This is a genomic window from Francisella-like endosymbiont, from assembly GCF_003069505.1.
GTDB lineage: Bacteria > Pseudomonadota > Gammaproteobacteria > Francisellales > Francisellaceae > Francisella.
The window spans coordinates 36,335-57,363 of record NZ_QAPC01000003.1 but is presented as its reverse complement, the minus strand read 5'-3'; the positions used below and the strand labels follow the sequence as shown (position 1 = coordinate 57,363).

Sequence of the window (21,029 nt, the reverse complement as noted above, 5' to 3'; positions counted from 1 at the left end):
TACTATTACTGATATGTACTTTTATTATTCAAACCAAGGAGCTCTTGCTTGCATAATTAAATCGGTCGCTTGCTCTTCATCTATAGGTACAATATCAAGCAATTCATCTACAGACAACTCTGCCAGATCTTCCATAGTAACTATATTATTCTGCGCTAGCTGCTCAGCTAAATCTCTACTCATACTTTGCATATCTAGCAAATCTTGTGTTGGTTTTTTACCACCCAAAGCTTCAGATAAAATAACAGCTTTTGCTCTCTCTTGAAGCTCATCAACAATCTCTTCATCAAATCCTTCAATTTCTAAAAGCTCTGCTCTATCTAAATATGCTAAATCTTCGAGAGTTTCTATACCCTCTTCAATCAACACCAATGCAAAATCATGATCTATATCCAAAGCTTCAACAAATTTCTCTACTATAGACATTTGTTTTTCTTCCTGCTCAGCATCTGATAGAACATTAATTTTCCAGCCAATTAGCGAGCTTGCTAATCTTACATTCACACCATTTTTACCAATTGCTTTAGATAAGCTTTCTTGCTTAACAACAATATCCATCGAATTAGTTTCTTCATCAACATTCACTTCTAAGATATCTGCAGCATCTACAGGTGATAATGAGTTGATGGCATATTGAACGATCTCCTCATCCCAAAGTATAACATCAACCTTTTCACCATTTAACTCACTTATTATAGAGTGTATTCTAGAACCTCTTACACCAACACATGCGCCACAAGGATCTATTCTTTGGTCATTACTTTTAACGGTTACTTTAGATCTAAAACCAGGCTCACGAACTACATTTACTATATTAATAAGCTCTTCTTCAACTTCTGGTACCTCAAGCTTAAATAAAGCTTTAAGCATCGTATTACTTAAGCGACTTAACATAACCGTATTTGGCTTACCAGACTCATCACACTCAACACCCTCAACACAAGCTCTTATCTTGTCGCCAACACGATATCTTTCTCTAGCTATAAGATCTTTTTTAGGTAAAATCCCCTCAGCATTATTACCCAAATCAACAACCAAGATTTCATAGGTAGCGCGCTTTATCTCACCGTAAACAATATCACCAATTTTATTTTGATAGAATCTAGCTGTCTTTTCTCTTTCAAAATTTTTAATTTTTTTCATTAGAATTTGCTTAGCCATTGTTGCAGCTATACGCCCATATTCTTTGACCTCAACAGGCTCGCGTATGACATCACCGGCTTTTACATTATAGCCCCTTTCTTGAGCAACATCTTCATAAAGCTCTTTTGAATAATCAATTAAATCTTCATCTTCAGAAACAATATGCCAAACCCTATCAGCTTTGAAATCACCAGTAATCCTATCGATTTTAACCTCGATATTCATATGCTCATCAAGTTCTTTCTTAGTTATAATAGCTAAAGCCTCTTCCATAGCTTCAAATAAAAGATCTTTTGATATATCTTTTTCATTTGCTACAGTTTCTAATACTAACAATAATTCTTTGCTCATATCTTAAATTCCTCTATCTAACTAAAATCAGGTGATACTCTTAGCTTTTTAAGCTCGTCAAAATCAAAACTTATTTCTTTACCATCTTCCAGCTTTAGAATGACATTATTTCCTTCCACTCTATATAGCACACCCTTAAACTTAGTTTGTGACTCAACTGGTGCTAAAGTAACTGCTTTTACATTAAATCCTACCAGAGCTTGCGCCTGAATTATATTAAAAATTTGGCGATTCATTCCTGGTGAAGAAACTTCAAGCACATATTTACCTGAAACTGGATCCTCAACATCAAAAACCACACTCACTTCTTTACTAACTATTTGGCAATCATCAACTGAAACACCATTCTCATGATCAATAAAAATACGTATGGTAAGTTTACTACTTCCTACAATCTCGATTCCCCATAAAATATAGCCTAGATCAGCTGTAATGGGTTTTACTATCTCATATAAATCGTCTAGTAACATTTTCACCTCTTAGATTTCGCATATCCTGCAGATAGCAAAAAGGCCCTTAAAAGAGCCTTTATAAAAAAATTCCTGTTTGGTAGCGGGGGCAGGATTTGAACCTGCGACCTTCGGGTTATGAGCCCGACGAGCTACCAAGCTGCTCCACCCCGCGTCTATTGATAAATAGATAATATCAATATTTTTACTAATGTCAAGTCTTTTATGCGATACTCATTTTTTAAAATAAAACACTAAATTCCCTAATCGCACCAATCATAACCTTAACATTATCAGGATCTATATCAGGATAAATGCCATGACCTAAGTTGACAATATAGTTGTTTAGTTTATCTGACTGGATAAATTCAATATTAGCTTTGACAGTCGCTCTAATACTTTCTTTAGTTCCATACAAAAGTGCTGGATCAAAGTTTCCTTGCAGAACTTTACCAACTCCTATTCTATGTCGCGCCTGTTTTAATGTAACACTCCAATCAACTCCAGCTCCATCGCAGGACTTATCTTTTAACTCTTCAAAAAAGTTTGACCCTCCCTTAGTAAAAAAAACTATTGGCACATTAATTTTTTGCTTAACATTTTTAGCAATATAATCCATATATTTGAGAGAGAAATCTTTATAATGCTCTAAAGGCAGTATGCCGCCCCAAGTATCAAATATCATCAAAGAACTCGCTCCAGCTTTAATTTGCTCAAGCAAATAGATAATTGTTATATCTGCCAGGCGTTGTAACAGACTATGCATCAATTGTGGATTTGTATACATCATCTTGCGCAATTTATTAAACTGTTTTGATCCTGAACCTTCAATCATATATGCAGCTAAAGTCCAAGGACTTCCAGTAAAGCCTATTAAAGGTACATTTATTGCTGAACTAGTAGTTTTGACAGCATTATAAACATAGTCCAAAGAGCCTACACTATCCTCAACTGACTTTAGCTCACCTAGATCTTTTTGCGATTGTATTGGCTTAGAAAATACCGGCCCTGTACCTTTGATAAATTTAAGATCCATTCCCATAGCTTCCGGAATTGTTAGAATATCTGAAAAAACAATCGCTGCATCAAGATCATATCTTTGAAGTGGATGGAGTGCTACTTCACAACAGGCATCAGCATTACGACACATATCCATAAAATTATCAAATTTTGCTCTAACTGAACGATACTCTGGCAGGTATCTACCAGCTTGACGCATTATCCAAACTGGTGGCCTCTCTAATTTCTTTTCGCCAAAAGAATCCAAAAATAATTCCCTCATACAAACCCTTTGTTAAATTCGTAAATAATTAATTAATTGCTAAATTTATTTTAGCCTACTTGATAAACTTATCCATTTTTCTATAACTAATAGCTTCTTGAACAGTTGATTTATCAATATTCTCAGTATTATTAAGATCTGCTATAGTTCTGGCAACTTTGAGTATTTTATAATACCATCTTGCAGATAGTCCAAGTTTTTCTATAGCTAATGTGAGCATTTTTCTCATTTCATCATTAAGATTACAAACCTTATAAAGCTCTTTACTAGATAGCATTTAGTTAATCTTACCTTATCTAGAGATTTGTCTCTCTCGAACTTTTTTAACTCGCTCTCTAACTATGTTACTTTTCTCCCGTATTAATTGCTGATTTGTCAGATTCTCTTTTGCAAGCTTAACAACTTCAACATGAAGATCTATTCTATCTAGAAGTGGCCTGGATAATTTACTTTGATATCTTCTAATCGCTTGGATTGAGTCAGTACACTCTTTAAATTGTGAACCTAAATATCCGCATGGACATGAATTCATCGCCACTATTAACTGAAAATTAGCTGGATATTCAACTTGACACCTAGCCCTAGAAATATTCACACTACCGGTTTCTAGAGTCTCGCGCAAGACTTATAAGACTTTACGATCAAACTCTGGCGATTCATCAAGAAAAATTACGCCATTGAGTGCCAGAGAAATCTCGCCAGGCATTGAATTACTACCACTACCAACCAAAGAGATACTCCAGAGGAGTATGATGTGGATGGCGAAATGATCTTTTATAAAAACTTTCAGCGATACCTGATTCTCCTTTGATTGATGCAATCATTGCTGATGAAAGCACTTCTTTTTTATCTAGTGGTGGTAATCGAGTTTAGTCTACTTGCCAGCATTGTTTTTCCAATACCAGGAGGTCCCTTACTAAAAGGATATTGTGGCCATCGACTGCAGCAATCTCTAATGCTCTTTTGGCTTGATACTGTCCTTTGACATCTTCTAAATCTTGTTATAGCTCAGCAAAATTAATCTCTATACTTGGTTTTACTAGCTCTTTTTCATTTCCAGATAAAAACTCTACAACCTCATTTAAACTATCAAAGCTATAGTCATGAACCGTCTCAACTAGACTAATCTCTTTATCATTTTTTGTTGGTACAATAAGTTTTTTATTTTCCTCTACAAACTTAATAGTCATCGGTATGGCGCTAGATATTTTCCTTAGCTCACCACTCAAAGATAATTCACCAGCAAACTCATACTCATCGATATCTTTGACAATATTTACTTGTCCAGAGGCATACAGAACACCAATGCTACTGGTAAATCAAATCTACCACTACTTTTTTGATAAAACCCGTTGGTGTAAGCAAGGTTAATTGTGATACGCTTATTAGGAATAATTAAAGCCTGAGTTAATGACTGCACTTCTTACATGATCTTTACTTTCTTTGACAGCCGCCTCTGGCAATCCTACTATTGATAAACCTGGTAAACCATTTGATAAACGCACCTCTATCGAGACAAGAAGTGCTTCAATACCATAGTTGTGCTCTACTCTTTAGAACCGCTAAAGACATTCTATTTTTTCTCAGCTAAAAGTTTATCTAGTTTAGCTTCTATTTGCTCAAGCTTTTGACGAGTTTTTAATAGAATTTTCTTCTGTACTTCAAACTCTTCTCTGCTTACAACATCAAGTTTCTTCAGGCTTTTATTGATAATACTTTCTTTTGAGTTCTTAATTACATCATTAATAGGACCTAGAATTTCTTTCATAAGCTAATAAAATTTAATTGTTTCTAGATAAAAGTATAAAAGTAATAATGACAATAAGCAATAAACTATTAATGATTATTATATAACATTAGTAACTTGTGTAAGGATACCTAAAAGAAGCATCGGCATGATACCTAAAAATAAAAGTACCAAGCCATTAACACTTAATGCTATTAGCGATGCAAGTGGTGGTTTGACAGTTTGATCATTTTCTGGCTCATCAAAGTACATAGTCTTGATAACACGGACATAGTAAAATGATGCTATTACTGCCATAAGCAATACAAAACACGCTAAGAAATAGTTGCTATCATTAATTAATCCCATCACAACAAATAACTTAGCAATAAAGCCACCAAATGGAGGGATACCCGCCATTGAGAACAATACAATCAGTAAAATAAATGCTAACCATGAATCTTTTGTGTTAAAACCTTTTAGATCATTAAGGTCTTGAACTTCATAACCACCGACCGAAATAGTTGTAATTACACCAAATACAGCCAAAGTTGTAAATATATATACTATCACATAGAAGCTTGCGGCTGTTAATGCATATCCTTGAGGATTTAATGTTGTTGCCAGTAGGACAAACCCAATTTGTGAAACTGTTGAATAACCTAAAAGTCGCTTAACATTAGTTTGTGACAGTGCCACCAAACTACCAAAGAATATTGATAATATACCTATAATTCTAAATAGATATATCCAAGAGTCTTTCAGCGATGGAAAGCCAACAAATAAAATATTCACAAGCATCGCAAAAGCAGCAATTTTAGGAATAGTTGCAACTATATTTGCTATAGCATTTGGAGCCCCTTGATAAACATCTGGTAACCACATATGAAAAGGAAAAGCTCCAAGCTTGAATAAGAATGTAGCTATCATCATTACCAAACATACAAGTAAAAACTGCTGCTGTAATCCTATAAAGTTTACTTGTGATAAAACTTTAGCTATTTCCGTGATATCAAGCTTACCTGTAATACCATAGACAAATGACATCCCAAACAATAATAACGCTGAAGCAATTGCTCCTAAAACAAAGTATTTAATAGCAGCCTCAAGACCTTTACCTGAATCCCTATAGATTGCGATCAATGCATACATTGGTAATGATAATAATTCCAGACCGACATATATTATAACTAAACTATGTGCAGCTGTTAAAACCATTGCACCAAGCACACATAGCATTAGCAGTGTATAAAAATCACCATCTGATATTTTTCTATCTTTGACATAATCCCTTGAGTATAGTGCAACAAAGACCGCTAAAACAAGTACCACTATTTGTAAAGTATATGCAAAGCCACTAAATACAACCTGACCTTCAAACACTGAACCACTAGTCTGAATTAGATATTCTTTAGCAAAAGTTGCTACCAAAGCAAGTAGCGTAAATACTTGAAAAAAAATATAGTTAATGTTTCTAATTTTACCATGTAGAAAAAGCCCAGAAAACGTCACAACTATTGCACCAATTGCTAATAATATTTCTGGTAAAATATAAAGGATTGATAAACTCATAATTAAAACACCACCTTATAGAGATAAACCAACGATATGTGCCGATGCTGCTGCTGAAAGATGCAAAATTGGCTCCGGATAGAAACCAAATAATAAAGTCGGTACCGCTAACAATATAAATACAAATATCTCCATTCTATTTAAATCAGTCAAGTTTGCTACTTGTTTAGATACAACCTCACCGAAGAAAACACGCTTATACATCCATAAAGTATAAATTGGAGCTATCACAAGAGTTAATCCCGCAATTAATGCTATTAATGGAGAGTATTGAAATACCGCCAATAAGATTATAAACTCACCGACAAACCCACTCGTACCAGGTAAACCAACATTAGACATACAAAAAAGTAAAAAGAATGTCGCAAATATCGGCATAGTTTTAGCTACCCCAGAGAAATCAGATATTTCTCTCGTGTGCATCCTTAAATACAAATAACCAATACCAATGAACATACCACCAGATGAGAATGCATGTGCAATCATTTGGAAAACTGCACCTTGTAAAGCTAATTGCGCATGAGTTGTCCCTAGTACTGGGTCAGCATTTTTCAATATAAATATTGAGAATAAGCCAAGAGTAACTAATCCCATGTGTGAAATCGATGAATATGCAATTAGTCTTTTAACATTAGTCTGTGCAACTGCAACAATACCAACATAAACAATAGCTATTAAAGACATCACAATCAGCACATACTCAAGTGAAGCTGTTACCTCCGGTAGCATTGGGATGGCAAATCTTAAAAAACCATATGCGCCTAGCTTAAGCATAAGAGCTGCAAGGATAACAGAACCTCCAGCAGGTGCCTCTGAGTGAGCATCTGGTAACCATGAGTGAAATGGCCACATTGGAATCTTAACAGCAAATACTAAGAAAAATGCTCCGAAAACTAACCATTGAGCTGTTAGGGTAAACTTAACCGAATCTATAAAGCCTTGTGACTGAGTTGCCCAGGCAATAAAGTTTTGAATAGAATAAGTATCTTGATTTACTAAAAAGTGTATCGGTGAAGCAGCAACTCGTGTCTGAATATACAAAATAGCTGCTAATAAGAATACCGAACCAAAAAATGTATACATAAAATATTTAACTGCAGCATATGCTTTGTGCTTACCGCCCCAAATGCCAATACCAAGGCAAGTTGGAATTAATAACGCTTCCCAGAAAACATAATAAAGTATCGAATCCGTTGCACAGAAAACACCATTAGTCAAACCACATGTAATCAAAAATATTGCCATGTATTGTCTAACTTTAGTTTTGATAGATGTCCAAGCTGCTAAAACTATCACTAATGTAGTAAAAGATGTCAAAACTATAAATAAAACAGAGAATCCATCTACACCTAAACTATAGTAAATGTCATGCATGCCAAAAACTTTAAACCATTTTACTGATTCTTGGAACTGCATCGCCGAGCTACTATAATTAAAAGATGTAACTAAAGGTATACATAAAGCTAGAATTAAACAACTAAACACTAACGCCACCCAACGAGCCGCATCTCCATGTAATTCTTTGGTTCTTATCGCTAAAACAACAAAACCTCCAACTATTGGGAGCCAGATTATTAAACTTAATAAGTAATTACCTAAATTCATAATACAAATTTATCCTCTAACTTACCTAAACAGAAATTAGCAAAATCATAAACAATAACACACCAGCCATCATTACAAACGCATAGTCAAACAAATATCCTCTTTGGATTTTTCTGAAACTATCTCCTGTATGATATATCAAACTAGATGTTCCATTTACAACTGTCTTATCGATAATAAAGATATCAATAACCTTCCATAAGAAATTACTAATTGCTAAGAAGATATTTACAAATATCACATCATACAAAGCATCAATAAAGTACTTCTTAACTAAGATATGATAAATTATTCCAAATCCTGATTTTGCATTTGCAAATAGTCTTGGAATTACTGGTAGCCACACATATAAGACATATGCTAATACTAAAGCACTTAGAGCTAACCAAAAAGGTACCGTTGTCACAGAATACTTGATAAACGCCATCGAGCTTACTGTAGCAGGCTCATTAGCTAAATGAGCAGTCACTGATTCTCCACCAAGACCAGCTTGTATAAATAGGCTTATAGTGTTACCGAATAAACCATGCTTTTGAGACAAAATACTACTAAAGAAATACTCCCCAACAAACATTGAAGGTATAGCCAATAATATCAAAGGTATTAATATACTTAGGGGTGATTCTTTAAGATGTGATTTTTCTTCATCTGACATTCTTTCTTTACCATGAAAAACCATAAAAAACATTCTAAAATTATAAAATGAAGTCACAAATGCACAAGCTAAAACCATATAGTAGGCAAACTTATGTCCGTATACTGTAGTAGCTTGAGCTGCTTCAATAATTAAGTCTTTTGAGAAAAACCCTGAGAATGGTGGTAAAGCTGCAAGAGCCCAAGCACCTATTAACATACACAAATATGTGACTGGCATATATTTTCTTAGACCACCCATTCTACGAATATCTTGCTCATGATGCATCGCGACAATAACAGAACCTACTGCTAAGAATAACAATGCCTTGAACATCGCATGTGTCATTAGATGAAACATCCCAATTGAAAACGCACCAGCACCTTGGGCTACCATCATATAGCCTAACTGCGATAGTGTACAATATGCTATAACTCTTTTAATATCTGTTTGAACAATTGCAATCAGACCCATAAACAAGCATGTTATAGCACCGATAATTAATACAAAGCTTAGAGCCACTGGAGACAGCACAAACATTGGAGAAAGTCTCGCAACCATAAACACACCAGCGGTAACCATTGTTGCCGCATGGATTAGCGCCGAAATAGGGGTAGGGCCTTCCATTGAACCTTCTAACCATGAATGTAAAGGAAATTGAGCCGACTTACCTATTGCTCCTATAAATAATAGTGAACACATTAGGGTAACTGGGCTAAAACTCATACCTAGAAAATGAATAGTTTGAGTATTATCAATATCCGGTAAAGCTGCAAAAACTGTTGTATAATCAACCGATCTTGTATATAAAATAACTGTACCGATACCTAACAAGAAGCCTAAATCACCAATTCTATTTACAATAAAAGCTCTTAAGCTTGCAACATTTGCCTTGTCTCTATTGAAATAAAAACCAATTAGTAAATATGAGAATAAGCCCACACCTTCCCAACCAAAGAATAATAATAAGAAATTATTCCCCATTACTAAACAAAGCATTGCAAAAGTAAAACCTGAAATGTATGCAAAGAATCTTGCATAATCTTCTTCACCTTTCATATATCCAATCGAATAAACATGTACTAGCGTTGATACAAATGTTACTATCAACATCATATACACAGTGATCTTATTTACCGTAAAGCCAACATCAAAGGCGAACATATTTGAGATTGGTGCCCACTGATAAAAGCTAACTGAATAAACTTCTGCATCACCAAAAACACCATAAGCTAAAATTACACTAAGGACAAAAGACAAGCCACATAGAGAAATTGTGAAAAAGCTAACACCAGCATTTTTTATAGATTTACCACCAAATCCAGCGATCAATGCACCTGATAGAGGCGCTAAAACTATAACTGCGATTAGTACAGCTGCTACTTGAGTGTTTATTACCATAGCTTGCTCTTAACCTCTTAGTGTATTAAGTTTACTTAAATCAATAGTTTTGCGTTTTCTAAATATTGCCACAACAATTGCTAAACCAATTGCTGTTTCAGCAGTTGCTACTGCCATTATAAAGAATACAAAAACCCCAGCCATTGCCTGATGATGCATATTAGCAAATATCAAAAAATTAGTATTGACCGCTAAAAGCATTAATTCTATCGACATCAGTAGTATAAGAATATTTCTTCTGTTTATAATTATACCAGCAACACTTATCACAAATAAAAGTGTACTAAAAATCAGTCCATGTGTGACTGAGACTGAAATGCTATTCATCTTTAGCGCCCTCTTTATTACTTGGCATTTTGACCATAGTTAGACGATCTTTTGCTCTGACTTTAACTTGCTGAGCTGGATTAACTGTTTTGTTTCCTTTACGCTTAGCTTTTAATGTTAATGTTACCGCTGCAGTCACCGCTGTTAATAAGATAAAGTCAATAAGCTCAAATACATACAAGTTAGCATTATTAAACATGGTTAAACCGATGATCTTGAGACCACCGACTCCACCTTGCATCTTAGCTCCCGCAAAAACGTTTGTCGCTGCATAGCTTATAACTGTTGCAAATATAGCACAAACAACCACAGCAGCTAGAGCATAAAAAAATCTACCAACTCGACCCTGTTCTTCAACATGCAAATCTAACATAAAGACTACGAATAAGAACATTACTAACACCGCTCCAACATAAACCACAATAAGCAATAATGCTAGGTATACTTGTTGTAAAATTATCCATACTGCCGCTGTAAATATGAATGTAAAAATCATTGCTATTACAGAATTTACTGGGTTATTTGCCAAAACCAGTACTAAAGCAGAAATGATAGCAAATGATGCAAATGTATAAAATAAAATATCTGTTACAGCCATTTCTCTACCTAAAATCCTTATCTTGCAATCTATCAGCAGCTATTTGCATTTCATATTTATCACCTATAGCAAGAAGTTTAGCTTTTGTAATAATATTCTCACCACGCTCTTCAAAGTGGTATTCTAAGATATTTGTCTCAACAATAGAATCAACTGGACACGATTCTTCACAGTAGCCACAGAAAATACACTTAAATAAATCTATCTCATAACTTGAAGTTCTTCGGGTACCATCTTCTCTTTCTGTTGAGTTAATTGTAATTGCTAATGCTGGACAAACAACCTCACATAATTTACATGCAATACATCTCTCCTCATCATTCTCATAGCGTCTTAAGGCATGTAGACCTCTAAATCTGTTAGAGATAGGAGTTTTTTCATCTGGATACTGTACTGTAACCTTACGTGTAAAAAAATGCTTACCTGTTACTTTTAATCCTTTTAAGAGCTCCCAAAGCAGAAAAGTCTTTAAAAAATTTGTTATATTTCTCATGATACTATCCTTTTTACCACCAAGGTCCTACACCAAGTCTAACCATGCAAGCAACAATAACAACCCATACAAATGTTAGCGGTATAAATATCTTCCAACCTAAACGCATAATTTGGTCGTATCTATATCTAGGGTACGTAGCTCTGACCCATAGGAACATAAACATAAATATACCAGTCTTAGCAAATAACCATACTACACCTGGTACAAAACTAAATATAGACTCTAATGCAGTAGCTTGGAACGGCGAATTCCAACCACCTAAAAACATGATTGATGTTAGAATACTAATTAAAATCATATTTGCATATTCAGCCAAGAAAAATAATGCAAACCTTGATCCAGTATATTCTATGTGATGTCCAGCAACTATTTCGGACTCGCCCTCAACAACATCAAAAGGAGATCTGTTTGTTTCAGCTATACCAGCAATAAAATACACAATAAACAAAGGAAATAGCGGAATAAAATACCAATGCCAAATACCACAAGTTTGAGCTTCAATAATTCCTGTTATGCCCATAGACCCTGCCGCTATAACAACTCCAACGATAGCAAAATCCATCGCCAACTTATAGGAAATAACCTGAGCACCAGCTCTCAGCGCACCAAACAGTGAATATTTATTATTTGATGCCCAACCAGCAATTACTATTCCATATATAGAAAATGAAGTCATTGCCAATATATATAATAGCCCTAGATTCATGTCAGACAGGACAATTCCATTTGAGAAAGGAATCACAGCCCATGCAGCATATGCTGGTGCAAAAGCTAAAATTGGTGCAATAAAGAATAAATATTTATTTGAATTTGTTGGCACTATAATTTCTTTAAGAAAAAGCTTGAGTGCATCAAAGATAGGTTGCAACAAGCCAAAAGAACCGACCCTATTTGGTCCAATTCTATCTTGCATATAACCTATAACTTTACGCTCTGCATATGTATAGTATGCAACAACTAGTATCAAAGGAATGACTATTAACAATACGTAAAGTGATGTCCATAAAATATACCCTAGCATATTATCTCTCCTCCTCTACTAGCTTAATACTAACATTATCGCCACTTAAGAAGTCCTTAAATAGTGTCCTTGGAAGCATAATATTTTTAGCCTGCAAGCTTGGATCAACAACTACTTCAGGGTTTATCTCATTGTCGATATTATAAATTTTGATAACTCCTGAGTGGCCTTTTAGACCTATCTCATCTGCTAGTTCTTGTGATATTCTCACACCAGCAAAACATTTTGCATCAGTAGTTTTTTGTAAAGGTTCAGCCCTTCTAAGCAGGCTGGTTGTGCTATACATTGAGTTTGATGCCACAAATGCCACTTCTTTTTGATAATCAAGATTAGTATTAAGAATCTGCATAACATGATTAACACCAACTCTAGCTCGTGTAGCATAAGCATCATTAGTAACCTCTGCAACAGTGTTATACTCAAAGCCTTCTAACTCTAGCAGATTACCTAGCACTCTTAGGACTCTCCATAACTCTTTATTACCAGCATATGGTTTAACTACTTGCTTAAACTCTTTTTTATTACCGAATAAATCAACAAAACTTCCACTAGTTTCATAGTGAGTAGCTATTGGTAAAATAATATCTGCAGTATCTTTAGTAAATTTATCAGCAAATGCTGTAAAGCTTACCACAATATCAATATTCTCTAATGCATTTCTAAGCTTTTGCTCACCATACAAGCTATCTTTAGATAACTCGGTATGCGCTGTCAAAAGCAACTTGGTATTTGTTTGACCATTTAAACACTTATATGTGCTAAATTTAGCTTTAGAAGAACTAAATATTCTATCAGCTGCAACAGAGTTGACATTACTTGCTAACACACCACCTCTTACACTAGTAACTTTTTCTAATACATCTAAAATACTAAAAACCGTTTCAAAGCCACTTGTGTTGACAATATCTTGACCAATAATTATTTTTGGAGCTTTTGCCGCCACTATTCTATCAGCAACATCTCTAACCTCTGCAGCTGGATCAACTTTTCTTAGAATTTCATCAAGATCACCATAAGGTAGATTTGCTCTAACAAAAATAGCCTTAAGTAAAGATATTGCAATATATTGAATGTTATCAGCGGATAATCTTACCTGCTTAATATCATAATTAAAGTTACAATCATAAATGTTCCAAGCAACAGCCTTTGCAGCATTTTTTTCAACTGCATCTTTGATAGCGATATTTACTAGTGGATATTCTTTTCTGATATTAGAACCAAAAACAAGGATAAAATCACTTTCGCGAATATCCTTTAATGAGCAGCTTAAACCTTTACCTGCACTAATGCCTGGAATATCAGCATACTGTCTAACACGAGCATCGATGTTAGCTGAACCCACAGCTGCCAATAACTTCTTCATCAAGTACATTTCTTCTGAAGTTGCAGTCTCAGATACAATAGCAGAGATTGCCTCAGCGCCATCTTTTTCTTTAGTTTTTTGTATAGTTACTTTAACAAAATCTAATGCCTCTTCCCAAGATACTTCAACCCAGCCACCAGCTTTTTTAATCATTGGTTGTTCAATTCTATCTTTGCTATACAAACCCGTGTATTCAAACCTATCTCTATCAGCTATCCAAATACCGGTAATCTCACTCTCTCTTGGGACCACTCTAACAAGTTTATTTTGATAAACATGTGCATTAATCTCGGTTGCTAAGGCATCGCCAGCTGATAGCGTTGGAAACTGTTTTAATTCCCATGATCTAGCCTTAAATCTAAACGGTTTTGATGTCAAAGCTCCAACAGGGCAAAGATCTATAATATTACCAGAGATTTCAGAGTCAACCATTTTACCAGAAATATAAGTACTAATAGCAGAGTGATCTCCCCTACCCATAACCCCAAGTTCTTTGATGCCAGAGATCTCTTCACCAAAACGCACACAACGCGTACACAAAATACATCTCGTCATATCAGTAGCCACTAAAGGACCCAACTCAGGATCTTCTACTGTTCTCTTACACTCAAGATATTCTGATGTTGTATTACCATAGCCCATTGCAATATCCTGCAGCTCACACTCGCCACCCTGATCACAGATAGGACAATCTAATGGATGATTTATAAGCAAAAACTCCATAACATCTTTTTGCATTTGTAATGCTTTCTCCGAACGAGTCTTAACTTTCATTCCATCCATAACCGGTGTTGCACATGCTGGCGAGGCACGTCTTGCACCCTCAACATCTACCAAACACATTCTACAGTTTGCAGCTACAGATAATTTTTTATGGTAGCAAAATCTCGGAATGTATATACCGTTTGCATCTGCTACTTCAATTATTGATTGATTTGGTAAGGCTTGATAATTCTTACCATCAATCTCTATACTTATCTTTTTGGATTCTTTATTGTCTGACACAGAACTACTCCAATCAACTATTGATCCACTATACTTCTACCATTATTCTCGATCATATAAATAAACTCATCTCTAAATTTATCTATATAACTCTGGACTGGCCATGCAGCTGCATCACCCAAACCACAAATAGTATTACCCTCTATATTTGTTGCTACTCTAACTAAAGTATCTATATCTTCAGGTCTTCCCTCGCCCGCAACAATTCTATGTAAAGTTCGCGCCAACCAGCCAGTACCCTCTCTACAAGGCGTACACTGACCACAAGACTCTTCATAATAAAAATCTACTAGTCTTACTAATGTTCTAACCATACAAGTAGTTTCATCTAGCACCACAACTGCTCCTGAACCAAACATTGAGCCTGCTGCCGCTATTGATTCATAGTCCATAGTAGCAGCCATCATCTCTTCAGCTGTCAAGATCTTAGATGAGCTCCCACCAGGGATTACCGCCTTAAGCTTATTACCATTGCGAACACCTCCACACATGTCTAAAAGCTCTTTAAACGGCATACCCAAACCTATTTCAACAACTCTCTGCTTCTGAACATGCCCAGAGACACAGAATAACTTAGTGCCACCACTTTTCTCAGTACCTAGTTTTTTAAACCATTTACCACCATGCTGCAATATTACCGGCACCGAAGCATAAGTTTCTGTATTATTTATATTTGTCGGCTTGTCATAAAGACCCTTAAACGCAGGGAAAGGTGGCTTAAATCTTGGGTGCCCTTTCTTACCCTCAAGTGAATTAAGCAATGCTGTCTCTTCACCACAGATATAAGCACCAGCTCCAATAGCTGAGTATAAATTAAAAGAGATTCTTGATGATTTAATATTTGTACCTAAAAGACCTACTTGATATGCCTCAATAAGCGCATCCTCAAACCTAGCTATTGGCTCATAAAACTCGCCTCTAGTATAGTTATAACCTGCACCAGCTCCGACAACATATCCCGCTATAGCCATACCCTCTATTAATTGATGAGGATTATTTCTAAGAATTTCCCGATCTTTACATGTACCAGGCTCACCCTCATCAGAATTACATACAACATATTTCTGTCCTGGAGCGTTGCGTGGCATCAAACTCCATTTCAACCCTGTAGGGAAACCAGCACCACCGCGACCTCTAAGCCCAGATATTTTGAGCTCTTCAATAATTATCTCAGGTGGATTTTTTTCTGTTAATATTTTATTCCAGTAGGAATAACCACCCACAGATAGGTAAGACTCCAAACTATATGGCTTATCTAAATGCAGGGTACGAAAACAAACTTCATTTGCCATTTATAACTACTCCAAAGAATCAATTATTTGGTTCACTTTTTCTATAGTTAGATTTTCATAAAAAACTTTATCCACCTCAAGCATAGGTGAACCACAACATGCGCCTTGGCACTCAACTTCTTTAAGGGTTATACGACCATCTTTAGTGGTCTCTCCAGGCTTAATACCAAGTTTTTTCTCTATATGCGCTAAAATTTCATAAGCTCCATTTATCATACATGAGATATTTGTACACAAGTTTAACTTATGTCTTCCAACCGGCTTTAGATCATACATACAATAAAATGTAGCAACCTCGTAGACATCAATATTACTAACCTGTAGGTACTCTGCTAGGGCTGTTTGCAAATCATCGGTCAAATAACCACCATTTTGATCTTGCAAAATATGCAAGCCTTCTAATATTGCTGATCTACGCTGATTGGTAGGAAACTTACTTAAAACTCTATCAATATCTTTTCTCGCTTGTGGCGATATTAAATCTACTAAAGACATCTTTTTCCTCTATCTATCTACATCACCAAACACGACATCTATTGTTGAGATAATCACTGGAGTATCCGCTAACATATGCCCAGATAATAATTCATGCATTGCACTAATATGTGCAAATCCTGGAGCTCTCATTTTTAATCTATATGGCTTATTCGCACCATCTGATTTGATATATACACCAAACTCACCTTTTGGATGCTCAGTACCAACATAAACCTCGCCCTCAGGAGTACAATAACCTTCTGAGAAAAGTTTAAAGTGATGTATAAGCTCTTCCATATTATTTTTCATCGCATTTCTCTTAGGAGGTGTGACCTTATGATTATCTGATAATACAGGGCCTGGATTGGCTCTAAGCCAATTAACACATTGCTTGACAAGCTTATTTGACTCGCGCATCTCGGCCATTCTGACAAGATATCTATCGTAACAGTCACCATTTGCACCAATTGGAATATCAAACTCCAACTTATCGTACACTTCGTAAGACTGAGTTTTTCTAAGATCCCAAGCAACACCACTTCCTCTTAGCATTGGACCAGTAAAACCAAGCTCTTTAGCTCTCTCAGCACTTACCGTACCGATATCCACAGTCCTTTGCTTCCATAGCCTATTATCGGTTAAAAGAGTATCAATCTCATCTAAAGACTTCTCAAAATCAACAACAAAATAATCTAAGAAATCAAGCATGTTTCCTTGCCTTGGCTTATTTAGCTTCTTTACCTTTCTCTTACTAGTAAATCTAGTTTTTTGGTATTGTGGCATTTGTGTTGGTAAGTCTCTAGCAACACCACCAGGTCTAAAATATGCCGCATGCATACGCGCACCAGATACAGCTTCATAGCAGTCAAACAAATCCTCTCTGACTCTAAAAGCATATAAAAATACCGTCATTGCACCAAGATCAATACCACAAGCAGCAACCCATAGCAGATGGTTTAAAATCCTAGTAATCTCAGCGAACATTACGCGAATATACTTAGCTCTCTCTGGAACCTCTAACTGCAAAAGCTTTTCAATAGCCATCACATAAGCATGCTCATTACACATCATCGAGACATAATCAAGCCTGTCCATATAACCAATACTTTGGTTATATGGTTTAAATTCAGCAAGTTTTTCGGTACCTCTGTGCAATAATCCAACATGTGGATCAGCTCGCACAACATTTTCACCATCAAGTTCTAAAATAAGCCTAAGAACACCATGCGCTGCAGGGTGAACTGGGCCAAAATTTAGTGTATAGTTTTTATACTCTGCCATTACTTTATAAACCCATAGTTATATTTAGTTACGAATCACTCTTGGTGTATTAACCCTATCATCAATCTCTACCGGCTCATACACAACTCGACCAAGACTCTCATCATAACGCATCTCAACATAACCGGTTTGTGGAAAATCTTTCCTCAAAGGATGTCCAACAAAACCATAATCAGTAAGCACCCTTCTTAGATCAGGATGATTATTAAAGTAAATCCCAAACATATCGTAGACTTCTCTTTCAGCCCAATTCGCTGATGACCATAAGTCACTGACAGAATCAACTAAAATAATCTGCGTATCTTTTAATTTACACTTTACTCTAACTCTGACATTACTTGCCATACTTAGTAACTGATAAATAATTTCAAATCTATTATTTACATCAGCAGTTTTGAAATCTTGCTGACGCCCTCTAGAAAAACCTGTTTGTGAAACAATCTTACCAACCTGCCAGTCTGATTGACCATAAGTTAAATAATCAACCGCTGTTACATCTGTAAGCTGCTCAAAAAGATATTCTTTTTTAAGTTTTTCCAAAATCAAATGGATATCGCGCTGATCCTTGATAGCAACTGTTATCTCACCATAAGCTATACAAATTTCAACACCAAAGCCACTTAAAATCCTTGTTATATTATCAAAATGATCTTGTAATTTAGCACTCACGATCACTTCCTCGCTATAGTATCTTTTTTAATAATCTTATTCTGCAGTTGTATAATACCGTAAACTAAAGCCTCAGCAGTAGGCGGACAACCTGGCACATATATGTCAACAGGCATAATCCTATCACAGCCTCTAACTACCGAGTACGAGTAATGGTAATAACCACCACCATTTGCACAAGAACCCATAGAAATTACCCATTTAGGGTCAGGCATTTGATCATACACTTGGCGTAGTGCTGGAGCCATTTTATTACAAAGAGTACCAGCAACAATAAGTACATCAGATTGTCTTGGAGAGGGTCTAAAAATTATACCAAACCTATCCAAATCATACCTAGCAGCTCCTGCGTGCATCATTTCTACAGCACAACAAGCTAAGCCAGTTGTTACTGGCCATAAAGATCCTGTGCGCACCCAGTTTATAAGTGCATCTGCACTTGCGGTTATAAAACCTTTATTTTCGTTACCTATTCCCACTCTAAAGCTCCTTTCTTCCAAGCATATATTAAGCCTAAGAATAGTATCACTAAAAATATAATCATCGCAAAAAATGCGTGATCTGAAATAGCTGGCATCCCTGCACTAGCTCTTAGATTTATTCCCCATGGGATAATAAATGCCAACTCTAAGTCAAAAACCAAAAATAATACTGCGATCAGATAAAAACGCACATCAAGCTTCTCTCTTGCATCACCAAAAGTTGGAAAACCACATTCAAATATTTCCCCTTTGGTTTTATTTGGATTATTTGCACCTACTATTACTGATAAGACTTTACCAATAATTGCAAAAGCAGCACCTAAACCAAAAGCTATAATTAGGAATATCAATATAGGTGCGAATTGCTCATAAACACTTGTACTCATAGAAAAACGATGATAAAAACAATTAGTGCGGTAATAATAGCATAATTAGATCCTAAGTACAAAGTTGATGAGTTTATTTATAGCTTATTGATCGGCTAAACTGGGCATATATTATTAGAAAATATTTAATCATTCAAAACTCCTTGTCTAAAACCTTTACATAGTTAAGCTTTTCGAATAATCTTTACGTTAGAATTTATAAAATTATCTAAAATAATGACCTCGAAAAATCTTGATTTAAAAGAATTCGGTTTTAAAGTCACACAACCTCGTGTTGAAATACTTAAATTGTTTGGAAAAAACAAAGACAAACATCTCAGTCCTGATGAGGTTTTTCTAAACTTAAAGCACAGGGTAGCTCAACAGGAATTGCTACAGTTTATAGAGTACTTAACCAGTTTGAGTCAGCAGGGATAATAAATCGTTTAAAACTTGACAATGAGCAAGTAATGTATGAGTTAAATCAGAGCGAACATCATGATCATATAATCTGTATTAAGTGTAATATGATACAAGAGTTCTATAGTCCAGAAATTGAAGCTCTGCAAAAGCAAATTGTTGAATCGTTTGGTGCTGAAATGATTGATCATAGCCTTAATATTCATGTTAAGTGTAAGTCATGTAGCGAAAAAAAATAAATCAATAATCATAATTTAAAACTATTCTAAAAAACTATACAACATCAATAAACTCTGAAAATCACTGTTTGGAATATCAGAATGACTTTTTCTGAAGCTTTTAAACTCAGGATTTCAAACCAATCCTACCAACTTTATTTTTATTATATAGTGTCAATAGCCGTTTATTTAATTTTTGCAATAAAAAATTGTATTTTACTTTTTTTATAAAAAAAATGATACTCGTTATCATTATTATGAGGATTTAAAATGCATACCGAACAACTCCAAAAAACAAAACTCATCTTAATATAGAGTCACTTGAATTAATTGGCCTAATAAAAGCTGACTTAAGCTCAACTATCACCGATATTAAAACTTTGACCCTTCAAAACCAGTTTTAAAGGGTTGCTTTAAGTTTTTATCGCGAAGGACTTCTTGGTTAGCTTTAAAAGAATTAACAATGCTTTATTCTTATAAGAAATAAAATGACAAAATATTAAAAATAAAAAATACCAAACTTTGACAGATCCAAACAAAACCACACAAAGCTGCTGGAGTGGTGGATATTTTGCTTACCAACTTAACAATCAGTCTATGAGCAATTTCTATGAAGGCTTGTTAACCTCAAATCCTGAGCCAACACTACTATAAAGAAGCTCTAGCAATAGTACCTCTAGCAAAATAGATATGAGTAAAATACCTCTAACTCCAGGTATTACTAATGCAATTTTAGCTGCTGAAACTGGTAAACTCTGTGATAACGCCAAAGAGTTTATATATCAAGTACACAAAGCACTTTTTAGATACATTGCTAAAGAATATTTAGGAAAAAAATTGTAATTAAAGAAA

The 21,029-nt window shown here is 35.2% G+C and carries 21 protein-coding genes, 1 tRNA gene and 5 pseudogenes; 3 read left to right on the top strand and 24 right to left on the bottom strand.

Annotated features, from left to right (window positions below):
- Positions 1–24: 24 nt before the first annotated feature.
- From nusA to ndhC, 24 genes and pseudogenes are all read right to left on the bottom strand, one after another.
- Positions 25–1,494, bottom strand: a complete 1,470-nt coding sequence (nusA, locus tag C9379_RS05845) for a transcription termination factor NusA (RefSeq protein ID WP_343377553.1) — start codon at positions 1,492–1,494, stop codon at positions 25–27.
- A 17-nt stretch (positions 1,495–1,511) separates the two neighbouring features.
- Positions 1,512–1,964, bottom strand: coding sequence for a ribosome maturation factor RimP (gene rimP / locus C9379_RS05840; protein ID WP_318263497.1), 453 nt, complete (start codon positions 1,962–1,964; stop codon positions 1,512–1,514).
- Positions 1,965–2,041: 77 nt separating this feature from the next.
- Positions 2,042–2,118, bottom strand: a tRNA-Met gene (locus C9379_RS05835).
- A gap of 66 nt (positions 2,119–2,184) precedes the next feature.
- Positions 2,185–3,225, bottom strand: a complete 1,041-nt coding sequence (hemE, locus tag C9379_RS05830) for a uroporphyrinogen decarboxylase (protein WP_143385428.1) — start codon at positions 3,223–3,225, stop codon at positions 2,185–2,187.
- 55 nt (positions 3,226–3,280) lie between these two features.
- Positions 3,281–3,502 (bottom strand): magnesium chelatase subunit ChlI family protein, encoded by a 222-nt coding sequence (locus tag C9379_RS05825; RefSeq protein WP_343377552.1) that lies wholly within the window; start codon positions 3,500–3,502, stop codon positions 3,281–3,283.
- A gap of 15 nt (positions 3,503–3,517) precedes the next feature.
- Positions 3,518–3,931 (bottom strand): annotated as a pseudogene (locus tag C9379_RS08885) (ATP-binding protein).
- A gap of 13 nt (positions 3,932–3,944) precedes the next feature.
- Positions 3,945–4,175: pseudogene (locus C9379_RS08880) on the bottom strand (ATP-binding protein).
- A 51-nt stretch (positions 4,176–4,226) separates the two neighbouring features.
- Positions 4,227–4,415, bottom strand: coding sequence for a hypothetical protein (locus C9379_RS05815; RefSeq protein ID WP_343377551.1), 189 nt, complete (start codon positions 4,413–4,415; stop codon positions 4,227–4,229).
- Between the two features lie 6 nt (positions 4,416–4,421).
- Positions 4,422–4,688, bottom strand: a pseudogene (locus C9379_RS08875) (magnesium chelatase domain-containing protein); the annotation flags it as partial.
- Positions 4,689–4,798: 110 nt separating this feature from the next.
- Positions 4,799–4,993: an accessory factor UbiK family protein gene (locus tag C9379_RS05805; protein WP_143385429.1), complete on the bottom strand. Its 195-nt coding sequence runs from the start codon at positions 4,991–4,993 to the stop codon at positions 4,799–4,801.
- 78 nt (positions 4,994–5,071) lie between these two features.
- On the bottom strand, positions 5,072–6,523 hold the full coding sequence (locus C9379_RS05800; protein WP_143385430.1) for an NADH-quinone oxidoreductase subunit N: 1,452 nt from the start codon (positions 6,521–6,523) through the stop codon (positions 5,072–5,074).
- 15 nt (positions 6,524–6,538) lie between these two features.
- Positions 6,539–8,128 (bottom strand): complex I subunit 4 family protein, encoded by a 1,590-nt coding sequence (locus tag C9379_RS05795; RefSeq protein ID WP_143385431.1) that lies wholly within the window; start codon positions 8,126–8,128, stop codon positions 6,539–6,541.
- A gap of 25 nt (positions 8,129–8,153) precedes the next feature.
- Positions 8,154–10,163: an NADH-quinone oxidoreductase subunit L gene (gene nuoL / locus C9379_RS05790; protein WP_143385432.1), complete on the bottom strand. Its 2,010-nt coding sequence runs from the start codon at positions 10,161–10,163 to the stop codon at positions 8,154–8,156.
- A 9-nt stretch (positions 10,164–10,172) separates the two neighbouring features.
- Entirely contained in the window at positions 10,173–10,490 is a 318-nt protein-coding gene (gene nuoK / locus C9379_RS05785; RefSeq protein WP_143385433.1) for an NADH-quinone oxidoreductase subunit NuoK, read from the bottom strand.
- Positions 10,483–11,088 (bottom strand): NADH-quinone oxidoreductase subunit J, encoded by a 606-nt coding sequence (locus C9379_RS05780; protein WP_143385434.1) that lies wholly within the window; start codon positions 11,086–11,088, stop codon positions 10,483–10,485. Before C9379_RS05780 ends, nuoK begins: the two co-directional genes overlap by 8 nt.
- 4 nt (positions 11,089–11,092) lie before the next feature.
- Positions 11,093–11,581 (bottom strand): NADH-quinone oxidoreductase subunit NuoI, encoded by a 489-nt coding sequence (gene nuoI / locus C9379_RS05775; RefSeq protein ID WP_143385435.1) that lies wholly within the window; start codon positions 11,579–11,581, stop codon positions 11,093–11,095.
- Between the two features lie 13 nt (positions 11,582–11,594).
- Entirely contained in the window at positions 11,595–12,605 is a 1,011-nt protein-coding gene (gene nuoH, locus C9379_RS05770) for an NADH-quinone oxidoreductase subunit NuoH (RefSeq protein ID WP_143385436.1), read from the bottom strand.
- A gap of 1 nt (position 12,606) precedes the next feature.
- Positions 12,607–14,973 (bottom strand): NADH-quinone oxidoreductase subunit NuoG, encoded by a 2,367-nt coding sequence (gene nuoG / locus C9379_RS05765; protein ID WP_143385437.1) that lies wholly within the window; start codon positions 14,971–14,973, stop codon positions 12,607–12,609.
- 17 nt (positions 14,974–14,990) lie between these two features.
- Positions 14,991–16,265, bottom strand: a complete 1,275-nt coding sequence (nuoF, locus tag C9379_RS05760; RefSeq protein ID WP_143385438.1) for an NADH-quinone oxidoreductase subunit NuoF — start codon at positions 16,263–16,265, stop codon at positions 14,991–14,993.
- A 6-nt stretch (positions 16,266–16,271) separates the two neighbouring features.
- A complete protein-coding gene (locus C9379_RS05755) occupies positions 16,272–16,760 on the bottom strand; it encodes an NADH-quinone oxidoreductase subunit NuoE family protein (RefSeq protein WP_143385439.1) in 489 nt (162 codons plus the stop codon).
- A 9-nt stretch (positions 16,761–16,769) separates the two neighbouring features.
- Positions 16,770–18,023, bottom strand: coding sequence for an NADH-quinone oxidoreductase subunit D (locus tag C9379_RS05750; RefSeq protein ID WP_143385440.1), 1,254 nt, complete (start codon positions 18,021–18,023; stop codon positions 16,770–16,772).
- 24 nt (positions 18,024–18,047) lie between these two features.
- The gene (locus C9379_RS05745) at positions 18,048–18,692 is read right to left on the bottom strand and encodes an NADH-quinone oxidoreductase subunit C (protein WP_318263498.1); all 645 of its coding nucleotides are present in this window, start codon (positions 18,690–18,692) and stop codon (positions 18,048–18,050) included.
- 2 nt (positions 18,693–18,694) lie between these two features.
- A complete protein-coding gene (locus C9379_RS05740; protein ID WP_143385442.1) occupies positions 18,695–19,171 on the bottom strand; it encodes a NuoB/complex I 20 kDa subunit family protein in 477 nt (158 codons plus the stop codon).
- A complete protein-coding gene (ndhC, locus tag C9379_RS05735) occupies positions 19,162–19,560 on the bottom strand; it encodes an NADH-quinone oxidoreductase subunit A (protein WP_143385443.1) in 399 nt (132 codons plus the stop codon). The genes C9379_RS05740 and ndhC overlap by 10 nt, the downstream gene beginning before the upstream one ends.
- Before the next feature lie 216 nt (positions 19,561–19,776).
- Between ndhC and C9379_RS05730 the strand changes: the two are divergent.
- The 3 genes and pseudogenes from C9379_RS05730 to C9379_RS05725 all read left to right on the top strand — a co-directional run bounded on the left by C9379_RS05730 (position 19,777) and on the right by C9379_RS05725 (position 21,020).
- Positions 19,777–20,198: pseudogene (locus C9379_RS05730) on the top strand (Fur family transcriptional regulator).
- Positions 20,199–20,447: 249 nt separating this feature from the next.
- Positions 20,448–20,651: pseudogene (locus C9379_RS08870) on the top strand (rhizoferrin biosynthesis protein FslA); the annotation flags it as partial.
- A gap of 216 nt (positions 20,652–20,867) precedes the next feature.
- The gene (locus tag C9379_RS05725) at positions 20,868–21,020 is read left to right on the top strand and encodes a hypothetical protein (RefSeq protein WP_318263499.1); all 153 of its coding nucleotides are present in this window, start codon (positions 20,868–20,870) and stop codon (positions 21,018–21,020) included.
- Positions 21,021–21,029 lie beyond the last annotated feature (9 nt).